Source organism: Streptomyces sp. NPDC055815, from assembly GCF_053616475.1.
Map to the genome: position 1 here is coordinate 43,170 of NZ_JBSHDU010000017.1, position 15,917 is coordinate 59,086.

The 15,917-nt window shown below is 73.0% G+C and carries 17 protein-coding genes; 8 read left to right on the forward strand and 9 right to left on the reverse strand.

What is annotated here, in order from left to right:
- Window positions 1-21 precede the first annotated feature (21 nt).
- From dmpG to ACWGN5_RS13950, 5 genes are all read right to left on the reverse strand, one after another.
- On the reverse strand, window positions 22-1,044 hold the full coding sequence (gene dmpG, locus ACWGN5_RS13930) for a 4-hydroxy-2-oxovalerate aldolase (RefSeq protein ID WP_453514505.1): 1,023 nt from the start codon (window positions 1,042-1,044) through the stop codon (window positions 22-24).
- 11 nt (window positions 1,045-1,055) lie between these two features.
- Complete coding sequence (locus tag ACWGN5_RS13935; RefSeq protein WP_453514507.1) at window positions 1,056-1,967, reverse strand: acetaldehyde dehydrogenase (acetylating); 912 nt, start codon at window positions 1,965-1,967, stop codon at window positions 1,056-1,058.
- Between the two features lie 7 nt (window positions 1,968-1,974).
- Entirely contained in the window at window positions 1,975-2,757 is a 783-nt protein-coding gene (locus tag ACWGN5_RS13940) for a 2-keto-4-pentenoate hydratase (protein WP_453514510.1), read from the reverse strand.
- 423 nt (window positions 2,758-3,180) lie between these two features.
- Window positions 3,181-4,092, reverse strand: a complete 912-nt coding sequence (locus tag ACWGN5_RS13945; RefSeq protein WP_453514512.1) for an SDR family oxidoreductase — start codon at window positions 4,090-4,092, stop codon at window positions 3,181-3,183.
- A gap of 26 nt (window positions 4,093-4,118) precedes the next feature.
- Window positions 4,119-4,895, reverse strand: a complete 777-nt coding sequence (locus ACWGN5_RS13950) for an SDR family oxidoreductase (protein ID WP_453514514.1) — start codon at window positions 4,893-4,895, stop codon at window positions 4,119-4,121.
- A gap of 78 nt (window positions 4,896-4,973) precedes the next feature.
- Here ACWGN5_RS13950 and ACWGN5_RS13955 point away from each other — a divergent pair, with 78 nt between their 5' ends.
- The 5 genes from ACWGN5_RS13955 (at window position 4,974) to ACWGN5_RS13975 (ending at window position 9,083) form a co-directional block, all read left to right on the forward strand.
- Entirely contained in the window at window positions 4,974-5,747 is a 774-nt protein-coding gene (locus ACWGN5_RS13955; protein ID WP_453514516.1) for an enoyl-CoA hydratase family protein, read from the forward strand.
- Window positions 5,748-5,761: 14 nt separating this feature from the next.
- Window positions 5,762-6,610: a CoA transferase subunit A gene (locus ACWGN5_RS13960; protein WP_453514647.1), complete on the forward strand. Its 849-nt coding sequence runs from the start codon at window positions 5,762-5,764 to the stop codon at window positions 6,608-6,610.
- The gene (locus ACWGN5_RS13965; protein WP_453514518.1) at window positions 6,607-7,380 is read left to right on the forward strand and encodes a CoA-transferase subunit beta; all 774 of its coding nucleotides are present in this window, start codon (window positions 6,607-6,609) and stop codon (window positions 7,378-7,380) included. Before ACWGN5_RS13960 ends, ACWGN5_RS13965 begins: the two co-directional genes overlap by 4 nt.
- Window positions 7,377-8,441 (forward strand): NAD(P)H-dependent flavin oxidoreductase, encoded by a 1,065-nt coding sequence (locus ACWGN5_RS13970; RefSeq protein ID WP_453514520.1) that lies wholly within the window; start codon window positions 7,377-7,379, stop codon window positions 8,439-8,441. The genes ACWGN5_RS13965 and ACWGN5_RS13970 overlap by 4 nt, the downstream gene beginning before the upstream one ends.
- Window positions 8,442-8,531: 90 nt before the next feature.
- Entirely contained in the window at window positions 8,532-9,083 is a 552-nt protein-coding gene (locus ACWGN5_RS13975) for a VOC family protein (protein WP_453514522.1), read from the forward strand.
- Here ACWGN5_RS13975 and ACWGN5_RS13980 read toward each other — a convergent pair.
- Genes ACWGN5_RS13980 through ACWGN5_RS13995 form a run of 4 tightly spaced genes read right to left on the reverse strand, consistent with a single transcriptional unit; the run spans window position 9,067 to window position 12,786 of the window.
- Window positions 9,067-10,224 carry an acetyl-CoA C-acetyltransferase gene (locus ACWGN5_RS13980; RefSeq protein WP_453514525.1) on the reverse strand — a complete coding sequence of 386 codons (1,158 nt, stop codon included), beginning with the start codon at window positions 10,222-10,224 and terminating at the stop codon, window positions 9,067-9,069. The two genes, ACWGN5_RS13975 and ACWGN5_RS13980, sit on opposite strands and share 17 nt — an antisense overlap.
- Window positions 10,225-10,226: 2 nt before the next feature.
- Window positions 10,227-10,838: a TetR/AcrR family transcriptional regulator gene (locus ACWGN5_RS13985; protein ID WP_453514527.1), complete on the reverse strand. Its 612-nt coding sequence runs from the start codon at window positions 10,836-10,838 to the stop codon at window positions 10,227-10,229.
- A complete protein-coding gene (locus ACWGN5_RS13990) occupies window positions 10,835-11,623 on the reverse strand; it encodes an SDR family oxidoreductase (RefSeq protein WP_453514530.1) in 789 nt (262 codons plus the stop codon). The genes ACWGN5_RS13985 and ACWGN5_RS13990 overlap by 4 nt, the downstream gene beginning before the upstream one ends.
- On the reverse strand, window positions 11,620-12,786 hold the full coding sequence (locus ACWGN5_RS13995) for an acyl-CoA dehydrogenase family protein (RefSeq protein WP_453514532.1): 1,167 nt from the start codon (window positions 12,784-12,786) through the stop codon (window positions 11,620-11,622). The genes ACWGN5_RS13990 and ACWGN5_RS13995 overlap by 4 nt, the downstream gene beginning before the upstream one ends.
- Window positions 12,787-12,831: 45 nt before the next feature.
- Between ACWGN5_RS13995 and ACWGN5_RS14000 the strand changes: the two genes are divergently transcribed.
- The 3 genes from ACWGN5_RS14000 to ACWGN5_RS14010 are packed head-to-tail and all read left to right on the forward strand — an operon-like array spanning window position 12,832 to window position 15,844.
- Window positions 12,832-13,689 (forward strand): enoyl-CoA hydratase, encoded by an 858-nt coding sequence (locus ACWGN5_RS14000; RefSeq protein ID WP_453514535.1) that lies wholly within the window; start codon window positions 12,832-12,834, stop codon window positions 13,687-13,689.
- Window positions 13,689-14,858: an acyl-CoA dehydrogenase family protein gene (locus ACWGN5_RS14005; RefSeq protein WP_453514538.1), complete on the forward strand. Its 1,170-nt coding sequence runs from the start codon at window positions 13,689-13,691 to the stop codon at window positions 14,856-14,858. The genes ACWGN5_RS14000 and ACWGN5_RS14005 overlap by 1 nt, the downstream gene beginning before the upstream one ends.
- Window positions 14,858-15,844 (forward strand): acyl-CoA dehydrogenase family protein, encoded by a 987-nt coding sequence (locus ACWGN5_RS14010; RefSeq protein WP_453514648.1) that lies wholly within the window; start codon window positions 14,858-14,860, stop codon window positions 15,842-15,844. Before ACWGN5_RS14005 ends, ACWGN5_RS14010 begins: the two co-directional genes overlap by 1 nt.
- Window positions 15,845-15,917: the final 73 nt, after the last annotated feature.

The following is a 15,917-nucleotide window of genomic DNA, read 5'->3' on the forward strand; positions in this document are numbered from 1 at the left end:
CCCTCCTGGTTTCTGTTCGGTTCAGTTCTGTGCGGCGAGTTCCACGGCGATGTCGATGAGCTGGTCCTCCTGGCCGCCGACCAGGCGGCGTTCGCCCGCGCGCAGGAGGATCTCGGCGCCGGAGACGCCGTAGCGCCCGGCCTGCCGGTAGGCGTGCTTGAGGAAGCTGGAGTAGACGCCGGCGTGGCCCATGAGGAGGGCGAGCCGGTCGAGCCGGCACTCCTCGTCCATGACGGGGCGGACGACGTCCTCGGCCGCGTCGATGATCTTCAGGACGTCGATGCCGGTACGGATGCCCATCTTGGCGCAGACGGCGACGAGGGCCTCGACGGCGGTGTTGCCCGCGCCGGCGCCGAGCCGGCGGGTGGAGCCGTCGATCTGGAGGGCTCCGGCCTTGATGGCGGCGATGGAGTTGCCGGTGCCGAGGGCCAGGTTCTCGTGGCCGTGGAAGCCGACCTGGGCGTCGCCGCCGAGCTCGGCGACGAGGGCTTCGACGCGGGCGGTGACGTCGTCCATGACCATGGCGCCGGCGGAGTCGACGACGTACACGCACTGGCAGCCGGCGTCGGCCATGATGCGGCCCTGGCGGGCCAGGTTCTCGGGGGTGGTGGAGTGGGCCATCATCAGGAAGCCGACGGTCTCCAGGCCCATCTCCCGGGCCAGGCCGAAGTGCTGGTCGGCGATGTCGGCCTCGGTGCAGTGGGTGGCGATGCGGCAGATGCCCGCGCCGTTGCCGTGGGCGGCCCGGATGTCGTCCTTGACGCCGAGTCCGGGGAGCATCAGGAAGGCGATCCGCGCCTGCCGCGCGGTGTCGACGGCGACCTTGATGAGTTCCTGTTCGGGGGTCTTGGAGAAGCCGTAGTTGAACGAGGATCCGCCGAGTCCGTCGCCGTGCGTCACCTCGATGACGGGGACGCCGGCGTTGTCGAGGGCGGCGACGATCGACCGTACGTCCTCGGTGGTGAACTGGTGGCGCTTGGCGTGCGAGCCGTCGCGCAGCGAGGAGTCGGTGATCCGGATGTCGAGGGTGTCCGAGTAGGGCATGGGGGTGCTCCTTACGCGCCGAGGGCGAGGATCGCCTTGGCGAACTCCTCGCCGACCTTGGTGGCGGCGGCGGTCATGATGTCGAGGTTTCCGGCGTAGGGCGGCAGGTAGTCGCCGGCGCCCTCCACCTCCAGGAAGATCGCGACGCGGGCCATGCCGCCGTTCTCCGGGCTGGGGTCGTCGAACTGCGGCTCGGCGCGCAGGCGGTAGCCGGGGACGTACGAGGCGACCTGCTCGGCGATCTCCTTGACGGAGAGGGTGATGGCGGCCCGGTCGGCGTCCTCGGGGATGGCGCAGAAGACGGTGTCGCGCATGATGACGGGCGGCTCGGCCGGGTTGAGGATGATGATGGCCTTGCCGCGCGCGGCGCCGCCGATGGTCTCGATGCCGCGGGAGGTGGTGCGGGTGAACTCGTCGATGTTCGCGCGGGTTCCGGGCCCGGCCGAGACGGAGGCCACCGAGGCGACGATCTCCGCGTACGGGACGGGGACGACGCGGGAGACCGCGTACACCATGGGGATGGTGGCCTGTCCGCCGCAGGTGATCATGTTGACGTTCGGGCGGTCGAGGTGCTCGCGGAGGTTGGCGGGCGGGACGACGGCCGGGCCGACGGCCGCCGGTGTCAGGTCGACGGCCTTGATGCCGAGTTCGGCGTAGCGCGGGGCGTTCGCCCGGTGGACGTAGGCGCTGGTCGCCTCGAAGACGATGTCGGGCTTCTCGTCCTGGGCGAGGAGCCAGTCGACGCCTTCGTGGCTGGCCTCCAGGCCGGCCCGGGCGGCGCGGGCGAGGCCTTCGCTGTCGGGGTCGACGCCGATCATCCAGCGGGGTTCGACGTACGCGGAGCGCTGGAGCTTGTACAGCAGGTCGGTGCCGATGTTGCCGGAGCCGACGATGGCGGCGGTCGCCTTTGTCTTGATGGTCATGATCACCTCAGATGAACGAGAGGGAGACGGAGCCAAGGCCGCTGAACTCGGCGGTGAAGGTCGCCCCGGCCGTCACGTCGACGGCGCGGGTGCAGGAGCCGGGCAGCACCACGTGCCCCTTCCTCAGCGGCACGCCGAAGCGGGCGACGGTCCGGGCGAGCCAGGCGACGGAGAGCGCCGGGTCGCCGAGCACGGCGTCGCTGCGGCCCTCGGCGAGGCGCTCGCCCCCGCTGGTCAGCACGGCGTCGATCGCCTTGAGGTCGAGCTCACGGGGGTCGCGCCCCTCACCGATGACGTATCCGGCGGAGGAGGCGTTGTCCGCGATGGTGTCGGCGATCGTGATCCGCCAGTCGCGGATCCTGCTGTCGATCAGCTCCAGGGCGGGCACGACGCGTTCGGTGGCGGCGAGGACGTCCGCCGGGGTGCAGGTCCCGCCCGGCAGGTCGTCACCGAGGACGAAGCCGACCTCGACCTCGACGCGGGGGGCGCAGAAGCGGGCGGCGGTGACGGGGACCTCCTGCCGGAGCTCCATGTCGTCGAGGAGGTGGCCGTAGTCCGGTTCGTCGACGCCCATCATCCGCTGCATGACCGGGGAGGACAGGCCGACCTTGTGACCGCGGACCTCCGCCCCGGCCGCGGTCCTGTGCCGGATGTTGACGAGCTGGATCTCGTACGCGTCCTCGGTGCCGATGCCGGGGAACGCCTCGGTCAGCGGGGCGATCGGCGTGACGTGCTGTTCGGCGGAGCGGAGCAGCTCGGCCGCCTCGGCTCTCTGGCGGTCCGTGAGCATGGCGGGTCCCTCCTGCGGGGCGGTTGGGGCTGTGCGGGGAGGCTAGGCCGGGGTCACCGCGGGCCGGGAGCGCCAGTTCCCGGTGAGCGGGAAAGGTCTACGGGGCCGCGGCGACGGGGCCGCCCACCCCGAAGCCGCCCCGGCCCCACGCCGGGCGGGCGATGCCCGCCCCCGTTGTGGGCAGGCGTTCCGCAAGGGGCGGAACGGGTGGGCACAACGGAACGGCGCCCCGGCCGGCGCCAGAGGCTCCCGCGCCTGAACCCGCACCCCGAGTGACGGCGCACTGGTGGTGCGGGTCAGGGCGCGGAACGCGGAGGCGCCGCTGAAGGGCGCCGTCCCGTGTGCCCACCCGTCCCGCCCCAGCGGGACGATTGCCCACACGGCGGTGGGCACCGCTCGTTGCCGAGTGACTGACCGCAACGGTCAGTGGGCGCCGTACACCGGGTGTGGGGGCTCCGCGGCGGCCAGGAGCTTCAGGGTTGTCTCGCCCGCCTCCGTCGGGGTCCAGCGGGCCCCCTTGTCGGCCGTCGGGCCGGGGCGCCAGCCCTCCATGACCGTGATCCGACCCGCCTCGGCCTCGAAGACGCGCCCCGTGACGCCCGCCGAGGCGGCGGAGCCCAGCCAGACCACGAGGGGGGAGACGTTCTCCGGGGCCATCGCGTCGAAGCCGGCGCCCTCGGGGGCCGCCATCGTCTCGGCGAACGTCTGCTCCGTCATCCGGGTGCGGGCCGCGGGCGCGATCGCGTTGACCTGGACCCCGTACCGGCCCATCTCGGCGGCGGCGACGAGGGTCAGGCCGACGATCCCGGCCTTGGCCGCGGCGTAGTTGCCCTGGCCGACGCTGCCGAGGAGGCCCGCGCCCGAGCTGGTGTTGATCACGCGCGCGACGGGCTCGCGCCCCGCCTTGGCCTCCGCCCGCCAGTACGCGGCCGCGTGCTTGAGCGGCAGGAAGTGGCCCTTGAGGTGGACGCGCATGACGGCGTCCCAGTCGTCCTCGTCGAGGTTGACGAGCATGCGGTCGCGCAGGAAGCCGGCGTTGTTGACGAGGGTGTCGAGCCGGCCGAAGGCGTCGAGGGCGGTGGTGACGAGCGAGGCCGCGCCGTCCGTCGTGGCGATGTCGCCGCCGTGGGCGACCGCCTCGCCGCCCGAGGTGACGATCTCGTCGACGACCTGCTGGGCGGGCCCCGCGCCGCCTCCGGTGCCGTCGAGGCCGACGCCGAGGTCGTTGACGACGACCTTGGCGCCCTCGGCGGCGAAGGCGAGCGCGTGCGCGCGGCCGAGCCCGCGCCCGGCTCCGGTGACGACGACGACGCGTCCGTTGCACATTCCGGTCATGGTGAGTGCCTTTCAGTGGGTGGGTTTCAGTGGTTGACCGTGGCCGCGTCCAGGAAGGCCGGGCGTTCCCCGCCTCCGTGCACGAGCAGGCCGGCGCCGCTGATGTACGCGGCCCGTTCGGAGGCGAGGAAGACGCAGGCGTCGCCGATGTCGGAGGGCTCGGCGAGCCGACCGAGGGGCACGGTGCGGCCGACGGAGGCGATGCCGTCCTCGTCCCCGTAGTGCAGATGGGAGAGTTCGGTGCGCACCATGCCGGGGACGAGGGTGTTGACCCGCACCAGCGGCGCCCATTCGACGGCCATGGAGCGGGCGAGGTTCTCCAGGCCCGCCTTGGCCGCTCCGTACGCCGCGCTGCCCGGTGAGGGCCGGGTGCCGCTGACGCTGCCGATCATGATGATCGAGCCGCCGCCGGGCTGATGGCGCATCACCTCGTACGCGGCGAGGGAGGCGGTCAGCGGGGCGACGAGGTTCAGTTCGAGGACGCGGGCCTGCTGCTCGGCGCTCCCCTCGCCGAGCATCCGGAAGGGGGTTCCGCCCGCGTTGTTGACCAGGAGGTCCAGCCTGCCGTGGTCGTCGCGGACCCGGGTGAAGAACTCCGCGACAGCGGCCGCGTCGCGCAGGTCGACGGGGAGGAAGCGGGCGGTGCGTCCGCCCGCCTCGACGGGCTTCTCGGGGGCCCGGCGGGCGCAGGTGACGACCTCCGCCCCGGCGTCGAGCAGGGCCCGGGTGATCCCGGCGCCGACGCCCCGGGTGCCGCCGGTGACGACGGCGACGGATCCCGTCAGATCGATGGTGACTGGCAAGGGACACCTCCCGCAGCGGGCGAACCGCTGCTATCTTCCACCTAACAAACGTTTGGTGGAAAGGTAGCTGATCTGCTCATGGGTGTCTCCACCTCCGCCCCGGACAAGGGCATCGCCGTCGTCACCGTCGACTTCCCCCCGGTCAACGCCCTCCCCGTGCGGGGCTGGTACGACCTCGCCGCCGCGGTCCGCGCCGCGGGGGCCGATCCCGAGGTGCGCTGCGTCGTCCTCACCGCGGAGGGCCGCGGCTTCAACGCCGGCGTCGACATCAAGGAGATCCAGCGCACGGCCGGGCACGAGGCCCTCCTGGGCGCCAACCGCGGCTGTTACGAGGCCTTCGCCGCCGTCTACGACTGCGAGGTGCCGGTGGTCGCCGCCGTGCACGGCTTCTGTCTCGGCGGCGGCATCGGCCTCGTCGGCAACGCCGACGCGATCGTCGCCTCCGAGGACGCGACCTTCGGCCTGCCCGAGCTCGACCGGGGCGCGCTCGGCGCGGCCACGCACCTGGCCCGGCTCGTCCCGCAACAGCTGATGCGGGCCCTGTACTACACCTCGCGCACGGTCACCGCCGAGGAGCTGCACCGGCACGGCTCGGTCTGGCGGGTCGTCCCGCGCGAGCGGCTGCACGAGGCGGCGCTCGAACTCGCCCGGGAGATCGCCGCCAAGGACGGGCAGCTGATCCGGCTCGCCAAGGCCGCGATCAACGGCATCGACCCGGTGGACGTCCACCGCAGCTACCGCTTCGAGCAGGGCTTCACCTTCGAGGCCAACCTCAGCGGGGTCGCCGACCGGGTCCGCGACACCTTCGGCGGGCGCGGCGCCGACCACACGGACCAGGAGGAGCAGTCGTGAGCAGGGACAAGACGATGACCGCCGAGGAGGTCGTGGGCCGGCTCCGCAGCGGGATGACGATCGGCATCGGCGGCTGGGGATCGCGGCGCAAGCCGATGGCGCTCGTCCGGGCCCTGCTGCGATCGGACGTCACCGATCTGACCGTGGTCTCGTACGGCGGCCCGGACGTCGGGCTGCTCGCCGCGGCCGGGAAGATCCGCAAGCTGGTCGCGGCCTTCGCCACGCTCGACTCCGTCCCCCTGGAGCCGCACTTCGGCGCGGCCCGGCAGCGCGGTGACGTCGAACTGGTCGAGCTGGACGAGGCGATGGTCATGTGGGGCCTCACCGCCGCCGTGCACCGGCTGCCCTTCATGCCCGTCCGGGCCGGGCTCGCCTCGGACGTGATGACCGTCAACCCCTCGCTGCGGACGGTCACCTCCCCGTACGACGACCGCGAGGAGCTCGTGGCCGTCCCCGCGCTGCGTCTGGACGCCGCCCTCGTCCACCTCAACCGTGCCGACGCGCACGGCACCGGCCAGTACCTGGGCCCCGACCCGTACTTCGACGACCTGTTCTGCGAGGCCGCCGACGCCGCGTACGTCTCCTGCGAGCGGATCGTGGAGACCTCGGAGCTGCTCAAGGACGCGGGACCACAGACCCTGCTGCTCAAGCGGGCGTTCGTGGACGGTGTCGTGGAGACCCCGAACGGGGCGCACTTCACCTCCTGCGCCCCCGACTACGACCGGGACGAGGCCTTCCAGCGCGCCTACGTGAAGGCGGCCAAGGACCCGGAGGCCTGGCGGAAGTTCACCGCCCGGTTCCTGTCCGGCGACGAGGACGCCTACCAGGCCGCGGTCGCGGCGTTCCAGAAGGAGGAAGCGTGAGCGGCACCGACAGCACCACCACGGCCACGCGGGCCGAGTACTGCGTCGTCGCCTGCGCCGAGGCCTGGCGGGACGCGGGCGAGGTCCTGGCCAGCCCGATGGGTACGGTCCCGATGATCGGCGCCCGTCTCGCGAAGCTCACCTTCTCCCCCGAACTGCTGCTCACCGACGGAGAGGCACTGCTCATCGCCGACGTCCCGGCGGTCGGCACCGCGCCCCGGGTGGTGGAGGGCTGGCTGCCGTACCGCCAGCACCTGGCCCTGGTCACCACCGGACGCCGGCACGTGATGATGGGCGCGAGCCAGATCGACCGGTACGGCAACCAGAACATCAGCTGCATCGGCGACTGGGCGCAGCCGAAGCGCCAGCTCCTCGGCGTGCGCGGCGCGCCCGTCAACACCCTCAACAACCCGACCAGTTACTGGGTCCCCAAGCACTCGACCCGGGTCTTCGTCGAGCGGGTCGACATGGTGTCCGGCGTCGGCTACGACCGGGCGGCGGCGGCCGGGCCGTCGGCGACCCGCTACCACCGCCTCCCGGACGTCGTCAGCGACCTCGGCGTCTTCGACTTCGAGACCCCGGACCGCTCCATGCGGCTGCGGTCGCTGCACCCCGGCGTCACGGTGGAGCAGGTGCGGGACGCCACCGGTTTCGCGCTGACCGTCCCCGACGAGGTGCCGTACACGCGTGAGCCCACCGCCGAGGAACTGCGGCTGATCCGCGAGGAGATCGACCCGAAGGGGCTCCGCGACCGGGAGGTCCCCTCATGAGCGACGCCACGATCCCCACCCGGCTCACCGAACTCGTCGGAGTGCGCCACCCGGTCGTACAGACCGGCATGGGGTGGGTCGCCGGTCCCCGTCTGGTCTCGGCCACCGCCGACGCGGGGGCGCTCGGCATCCTGGCCTCGGCGACGATGACCGTCGACCAGCTCCGCTCCGCGGTGCGCGAGGTGAAGTCCCGTACGGACGCGCCCTTCGGCGTGAACCTGCGCGCGGACGCCGGGGACGCCGCCGAGCGCGTACGGATCATCATCGACGAGGGCGTGAAGGTCGCCTCCTTCGCGCTCGCGCCCTCCCGCGAGCTGATCGCGCGCCTCAAGGACGCGGGCGTCGTCGTGATCCCCTCCATCGGGGCCAGGCGGCACGCCGAGAAGGTCGCGGCCTGGGGCGCGGACGCGGTGATCGTGCAGGGCGGGGAGGGCGGCGGCCACACCGGCAGCGTCGCCACCACCGTGCTGCTGCCGCAGGTCGTGGACGCCGTGGACATCCCGGTCGTCGCGGCCGGCGGCTTCCACGACGGCCGCGGCCTGGTCGCGGCACTCGCCTACGGCGCGGCCGGGATCGCCATGGGCACGCGCTTCCTGCTCACCTCCGACAGCACGGTCCCCGACGCGGTGAAGGCCCGCTACCTCGCCGCGGCGGTCACGGACGTCACCGTCACCACGAAGGTGGACGGACTGCCGCACCGGATGCTGCGTACGGAGCTGGTCGACGCGCTGGAGCGCTCGGGCCGGGCCGCCTCGCTGCTGCGGGCGGTCCGGCACGCGGCGGCCTTCCGGCGCGCGTCCGGCATGAGCTGGCCGCAGATGGTCCGCGACGGTCTGGCGATGAAGCACGGCAAGGACCTGACGTGGAGCCAGATCCTGCTGGCCGCCAACACCCCGATGCTGCTCAGGGCGTCCATGGTCGAGGGCCGGACCGACACGGGCGTGATGGCCTCCGGCCAGGTCGCCGGCCTGATCGAGGACCTGCCGTCCTGCGCCGAGCTCGTCGACCGTCTGATGGCGGAGGCCCACGCCGCGCTCCGTACGCTGCCCACCACCGACTGACCCCTCACACACCGATGTCCGCCGGGGTACCTTCACCCCGGCGGACCTGTGTCTCTGCACCCGAACCGCACCTACCCGAACGGAACCGCCATGCCGATCCAGCGGCTGAACCACGCCGTCCTCTTCGTCTCCGACCTGGAGCGCAGCCTCGCCTTCTACCGCGACGTCCTCGAGTTCCGGCCGTTGCCGCAGGCGTTCCCGGGGGCGGCCTTCCTCCAGGCGGCGGGCTCCGCCAACGACCACGACCTCGGTCTGTTCCAGTCCCCCGAGCCGGGCTCCGGGCAGCGCACCGGTCGGGTCGGCCTGTACCACCTGGCCTGGGAGGTGGACACCCTGACGGAGCTGCGGCGTCTGCGGGACCGCCTGACGGAGGCGGGGGCCCTGACCGGGGCGAGCAACCACGCCTCCACCAAGGCGCTGTACGCCCGGGACCCGGACGGCATCGAGTTCGAGGTGTGCTGGCTGGTCCCCGACCACGCGGTGGCCGGGGAACTGACGGCGATGACGTCCCCGACCCTCCCCCTGGACATCGAGGCGGAGATCGAGGTGTACGGAGCGGAGACCCCGGGAGGCCCCCGCACCGATCACACCGTGTGGCAGAAGCTCTTCGGCGACCCGGGAAGCGTCACAGACGCTCGATGATCGTCACGTTCGCCTGGCCGCCGCCCTCGCACATCGTCTGGAGGCCGTAGCGGCCGCCGGTGCGCTCCAGTTCGTGCAGGAGGGTGGTGGTCAGCTTGGTGCCGGTCGCGCCGAGCGGGTGGCCGAGGGCGATGGCGCCGCCGTTGACGTTGACCTTCTCCGGGTCGGCGCCGGTCTCCTTCAGCCAGGCCAGGACGACCGAGGCGAAGGCCTCGTTGATCTCCACCAGGTCGATGTCGTCGAGCGTCATCCCGGCCTTCTTCAGCGCGTACGCCGTCGCCGGGATGGGGGCGGACAGCATGCGGATCGGGTCCTCGCCCCGGACGGACAGGTGGTGGACGCGGGCCCGCGGCGTCAGTCCGTGTTCCCGTACGGCGCGCTCCGAGGCGATCAGCATCGCCGAGGCCCCGTCGGAGACCTGCGAGGAGACCGCAGCGGTGAGCCGGCCGCCTTCGACCAGCGGATTCAAGCCGGCCATCTTCTCCAGGGTGGTGTCGCGGCGCGGGCCCTCGTCGGTGGTGACGTCCCCGTACGGGACGATCTCGCGGTCGAAGCGGCCCTCGTCGATGGCGCGGGCGGCCCGCTGGTGCGAGCGCAGGGCGAACTCCTCCATGTCGCGGCGGGAGATGTCCCACTTGGCGGCGATGAGCTCGGCGCCGTGGAACTGGTTGACCGGCTGGTCGCCGTAGCGGGCGCGCCAGCCCACGGAGCCGGTGTACGGGCCGTCGGTGAGGCCGAGCGGGTCGGCGGCCTGGCGGCTGGCGAAGGCGATGGGGATCATCGACATGTTCTGCACGCCGCCCGCGACCACCAGGTCCTGGGTGCCGGACAGGACGCCCTGCGCGGCGAAGTGCAGGGCCTGCTGGGAGGAGCCGCACTGCCGGTCCACGGTCGTGCCGGGCACCTCCTCGGGCAGCCCGGCGGCCAGCCACGCGGTGCGGGCTATGTCGCCGGCCTGCGGGCCGACGGTGTCCAGGCAGCCGAAGACGACGTCCTCGACGGCGGCGGGGTCGGCACCCGAGCGCTCCATGAGCGCCTTCAGGACGTGTGCTCCGAGGTCGGCCGGATGGACGGCGGACAGGCCGCCGTTCCGCCGGCCGACCGGGGTGCGGACCGCTTCGACGATGTAGGCCTCGGCCATGGTCACTCCTTGTTCGTACGTCCGGTGTCGTCACGGAGGGCGACGCCCTCCAGCACCATCGACAGGTACTGGCGGGCGATCTCCTCCGGGCTGTGCTGTCCGCCCGGCCGGTACCAGGACGCGGCGACCCAGACGGTGTCGCGCACGAAGCGGTAGGTGAGCCGGACGTCGAGGTCGGTGCGGAAGACCCCGGCGGCGACGCCGCGCTCCAGGGTCCTGAGCCAGGCCTCCTCGAACCTGCGCTGCGAGCCGGCGAGGTAGCCGAAGCGCGGCTGCTCCCGCAGGTGCCTGGACTCCTTCTGGTAGATGGCGACGGCGGCGCGGTGCCGGTCGATCTCCCGGAACGATTCGGTGACGAGGGCCTCCAGGGTCTCCCGGGGGCCGAGCAGGGCGGCGAGCACGGTGTCGTACCGGGCCCACAGCTCGTCCAGGAAGGCGCGGAGGATCTCGTCGAGCATCGACTCCTTGGAGTCGAAGTGGTAGTAGAGGCTGCCCGCGAGCAGTCCGGCGGCGTCGGCGATGCGGCGGACGGTGGTGGCGTCGTACCCCTGGGCGGCGAACACCTCGGCCGCCGTGTCCAGGATCTCGCGGCGCCGCTCCGGCGCCGGTCTCACGGGTGCTGGCTGCTGACGGAGAGGACTTCGCCGGTCAGGTACGAGGAGTAGCCGCTGGCCAGGAAGACGATCACGTTGGCCACCTCCCACGGCTCGGCGTAGCGGCCGAAGGCCTCGCGGGAGGTCAGCTCTTCGAGGAGTTCGGGGGTGGTGACCTTCACCAGGTGCGGGTGCATGGCGAGGCTCGGGGAGACGGCGTTGACCCGTACCCCGTACGCGGCGGCCTCCAGGGCGGCGCAGCGGGTGAGGGCCATGACGCCGGCCTTGGCGGCGGCGTAGTGGGCCTGCCCCTTCTGGGCGCGCCAGCCGATCACCGAGGCGTTGTTGACGACGACTCCCCCGGCTCCCGCCTCCTTCATGCGGCGCAGTGCGGCGCGGGTGCAGCGGAAGGTGCCGTTGAGGGTGACGTCGAGGACCTTGTCCCACTGGTCGTCGGTCATGTCGACGAGGTCGGCGGTGCCGCCGAGGCCGGCGTTGTTGACGACGATGTCGAGGCGTCCGTGGCGCTCAACGGCGAGGTCGAAGAGGGCGGCGACCTGGTTCTCGTCGGTGACGTCGCAGGGCAGGGCGGCGACGCGGTCCGCGCCGAACTCGGCGGCGAGTTCGGCCTCGGACTCCTTGAGTCTGCGGGCGTGGGCGTCGGAGATGACGACCCGTGCGCCTTCCTCCAGGAGCCGCCGGGCGGTGGCTCCCCCGATGCCGGCGCCCGCGGCGGCGGTGACGACGGCGTCGCGGCCGGCGAGCAGGCCGTGGCCCGGCACGTAGGGGGGCGGGGTGCCGGTCATGGGCGGACCTCCTTGGGCAGGCCGAGGACGCGCTCGGCGATGATGTTCCGCTGGATCTCGTTGGAGCCGGCGTAGAGGGTGTCGGAGCGGGAGAAGAGGTAGAGCCGCTGCCAGTCGGTGAGGTCGTACGGCTCGCCGTCGGCCAGCATCCCCGCGGCCCCGCAGACGTCCATGGCGAGTTCGCCGAGCTCGCGGTGCCAGGTGGCCCAGAAGATCTTCCCGATGGAGGCCTCGGGCCCGGGGGCTCCGGCGGCGACGCCGTCGAGCATGCGCAGGGCGTTGAACCGGATGGTCTCCAGGCCGATCCAGGCGCGGGCGATGCGGTCGCGGATCAGCGGGTCGGCGGCCGCGCCGTTGCGCCCGGCCAGCTCGACGAGGGCTTCCAGTTCGCGGCGGAAGCCGACCTGCTGGCCGAGGGTGGACACGCCCCGCTCGAAGCCGAGGGTGGCCATGGCGATCCGCCAGCCGTCGCCGGGGGCGCCGACGACGTGGGAGGCGTGGGTGCGGGCCCCGTCGAAGAAGACCTCGTTGAACTCCGAGGTCCCGGTGAGCTGGACGATCGGCCTGATCTCGACTCCGGGCCGGTCCAGGGGGACGAGCAGGTAGGACAGGCCGTGGTGGCGGGTGGAGCCGGGTTCGGTGCGGGCGACGACGAAGCACCAGTCGGCCTCGTGCGCGAGTGAGGTCCACACCTTCTGCCCGGTGACCACCCAGTCGTCGCCGTCGCGTTCGGCGCGGGTGCGCACATTGGCCAGGTCGGAGCCCGCGTCCGGCTCCGAGTAGCCCTGGCACCACAGCTCCTCGACGCTGACGATCTTCGGGAGGAAGCGCTCGCGCTGTTCGGGGGTGCCGAAGGCGATGAGGGTCGGTCCGAGGAGCTGTTCGCCGATGTGGCTGACGCGGGCGGGGGCGTCGGCGAGTGCGTACTCCTCGTGGAAGGCGACCTGCTGTTCGAGGCTCGCGCCCCGTCCGCCGTACTCCTTGGGCCAGCCGATACAGGTCCATCCGGCCGCGGCCATGTGCCGTTCCCAGGCGAGGCGTTCGGCGTGTGCTTCGTGTTCCCGTCCGGGGCCGCCGCGCCCGCGCAGGGCGGCGAACTCGCCCGTGAGGTTGGCGCGCAGCCAGCCGCGGGCCTCTCTGCGGAACTCCTCGACGTTGCTCATGGCCGTACGTTAACCTACCAAACACTTGTTAGGGAAGGAGGGCGGATGTCCGCTGCCCGCACCGCATCCACGGCCCCGGTCCGCTACGAACGCCTCGGCCCGGTGGCCGTGGTCACCATGGACCGGCCCGATTACCGCAACGCCCAGAACTCCGCGATGACCTACGCCCTCGACCGCGCCTTCTACCTCGCCGCCGACGACGACGAGGTGAAGGTCGTCGTGCTCGCCGGAGCGGGGAAGCACTTCTCCGCCGGCCACGACATCGGCACCCCCGAGCGGGACGCCCACCTGCCGTTCGACCGGCGCGCCGGGCTCTGGTGGGACCACTCGGACAAGCGGGGCGCGGAGAGCCGCTTCGCCCGCGAGTCCGAGGTCTACCTGGGCATGTGCCGCCGCTGGCGCGAACTGCCCAAGCCCCTGATCGCCTCGGTGCAGGGCGCCTGCGTCGCGGGCGGTCTGATGCTCGCCTGGGTGTGCGACCTCATCGTCGCCGCCGAGGACGCCTTCTTCGCCGACCCGGTGGTCCGGATGGGCATCCCCGGCGTCGAGTACTTCGCCCACCCGTGGGTGATGCCGCCGCGCATCGCCAAGGAGTTCCTCTACACCGGCGACCGGATGGACGCCCGGCGCGCCTACGAGGTCGGCATGGTCAACCGGGTCGTCCCGACCGGGGAACTGACCGAGAGGACGATGGAGTTGGCGAACCGCATCGCCCAGATGCCCCGCATGGGGCTCGCCCTGACCAAGCGCGCCGTGAACCAGGCCGAGGACCTCCAGGGCCTGCACACCGGCATGGACTCGGTCTTCGGCCTGCACCACCTCGCGCACGCGCACAACGCCGAGACCGCCCCCGACGCGCTGGGCGGCATGGACATCCGCGCCATGAAGGAGGCGGGAGCCTGATGGACCTCGACTTCTCCGCGGCGGAGGACGCCTTCCGGGCCGAGGCCCACGCCTGGCTCACCGCCCACGTGCCCGACACCCCCCTGCCCTCCCTGGAGACGGCGGAGGGCTTCGCCGCCCACCGGGAGTGGGAGGGGACCCTGTCCGCCGACCGCTGGTCGGTGGTCTCCTGGCCCGAGGAGTACGGCGGCCGGGGCGCCTCCCTCCTGAAGTGGCTGATCTTCGAGGAGGAGTACTTCGCGGCCGGCGCCCCCGGCCGGGTCAGCCAGAACGGCATCAACCTCCTCGCGCCCACCCTCTTCGAGCACGGCACCGACGAGCAGCGCGCCCGCGTCCTGCCGTCCATGGCGAGCGGCGAGGTCATCTGGGCCCAGGCCTGGTCCGAGCCCGAGTCCGGCTCCGACCTCGCCTCGCTGCGGTCCACGGCCGAACGGACCGAGGGCGGCTGGCTGCTGCGCGGCCAGAAGACCTGGTCGTCCCGGGCGGCCTTCGCCGACCGCGCCTTCGGCCTGTTCCGCAGCGACCCCGATGCCGGGAAGCCGCACCAGGGCCTGACGTACCTGATGTTCCCGCTGGACGCCGACGGGGTCACCGTACGGCCCATCGGGCGGCTCGACGGCAAGCCCGCCTTCGCCGAGCTGTTCCTCGACGAGGTGTTCGTGCCCGACGAGGACGTGATCGGCGCACCGGGGCAGGGCTGGCGGGTCGCGATGAGCACCGCGGGCAACGAACGGGGGCTCACCCTGCGCAGCCCCGGCCGGTTCACCGCCGCCGCCGAGCGGCTGACCCGGCTGTGGCGGGAGACCGCCGACCCCTCCGACACCGCCCTGCGGGACCGGGTCGCCGACGCGGTGATCGGGGCGCGCGCCTACCGGCTGTTCTCGTACGGCGGCGTCTCGCGGATCGCCGCCGGGGGCTCGATCGGCGCCGAGTCCAGCCTCAACAAGGTCTTCTGGTCCGAGCTCGACATCGCGCTCCACGAGACCGCCCTCGATCTGCTCGGGCCGTACGGCGAGCTGTCCGACGGGGCCGCGGACGCGCCCGCGCACGGCGGCTGGGCCGAGGGCCACACCTTCTCCCTCGCCGGGCCGATCTACGCCGGCACCAACGAGATCCAGCGCGACATCATCGCCGAGCGGCTGCTCGGCCTGCCGAAGGGACGCCGGTGATGCGGTTCCTCCTCGACGACGAGCAGCGGGAGTTCGCCCGCTCCCTCGACTCCATGCTCACGGCGGCCGACACCCCCGGAGCCGCACGGGCCTGGGCCGCCGGGGACACCACGCCCGGCCGGGCGCTCTGGGGCCGGCTCGCGGAGGCGGGGGTCTTCGCCCTCGCCGTGCCGGAGCGGCACGACGGGCTCGGTCCGCTCCCGGTCGAACTGGCCGTCGCCTTCACCGAGCTGGGCCGCCACGCCGTGCCCGGCCCGCTGGTCGAGACGGTCGCCGCCGCGGCGTTCCTCGACCGGCTCGACGATGCCGCGGCCGCCGCCTGGCTGCCGCAGATCGCCTCGGGGAAGGCGCTCGTCTCCCTCTGCGTGCCGGAAGCCGGGAGCCCCTACGCCCTGGACGCGGACACCGCCGACGCCGTCCTCGTCGTCGAGGGCGACACCGTGCGCCTCGCGGAGACGGCCGGTCCCGTCCAGGCCTCGGCCGACCCCGCGCGCCGCCTCGCCCGCCCGCGCGGCGGAACCGTCCTGGCGCAGGGGCCGGCGGTGACCGCCGCCGCGGCGCACGCCCGCGAGATCGCCGCCCTGGCCACCGCCGCCCAGTCCCTCGGCCTCGGCCGCGCCCTCCTCGACCGGACCGTGGAGTACGTGAAGCAGCGCACCCAGTTCGGGGTCGCCATCGGCTCCTTCCAGGCGGTCAAGCACCGTCTCGCCGACACGCTCATCGCCCTGGAGTTCGCCCAGCCCCTGCTCCACTCCGCCGCCCTGGCCCTCGCGGACGGAGCGGACCACGCGTCCGCCGAGGTCGCCGCGGCGAAGGTCACGGCGGGCGAGGCCGCGTACGCCGCCGCCCGCACCGCCCTCCAGCTCCACGGGGCCGTCGGCTACACCGAGGAGCTGGACCTCGCCCTGTGGATCCGCAAGGCCCGTCCGCTGCGCGACGCCTGGGGCACCCCCGCGGCCTGCCGGGCCCGCGTCCTCGCACCCTGAGCGGTCCCCTCAAGCACGCCCGCTGCCGAGGGCCGGGCAGCGGGCACGTACCCCACCGCCCTGCCCAGAGCCG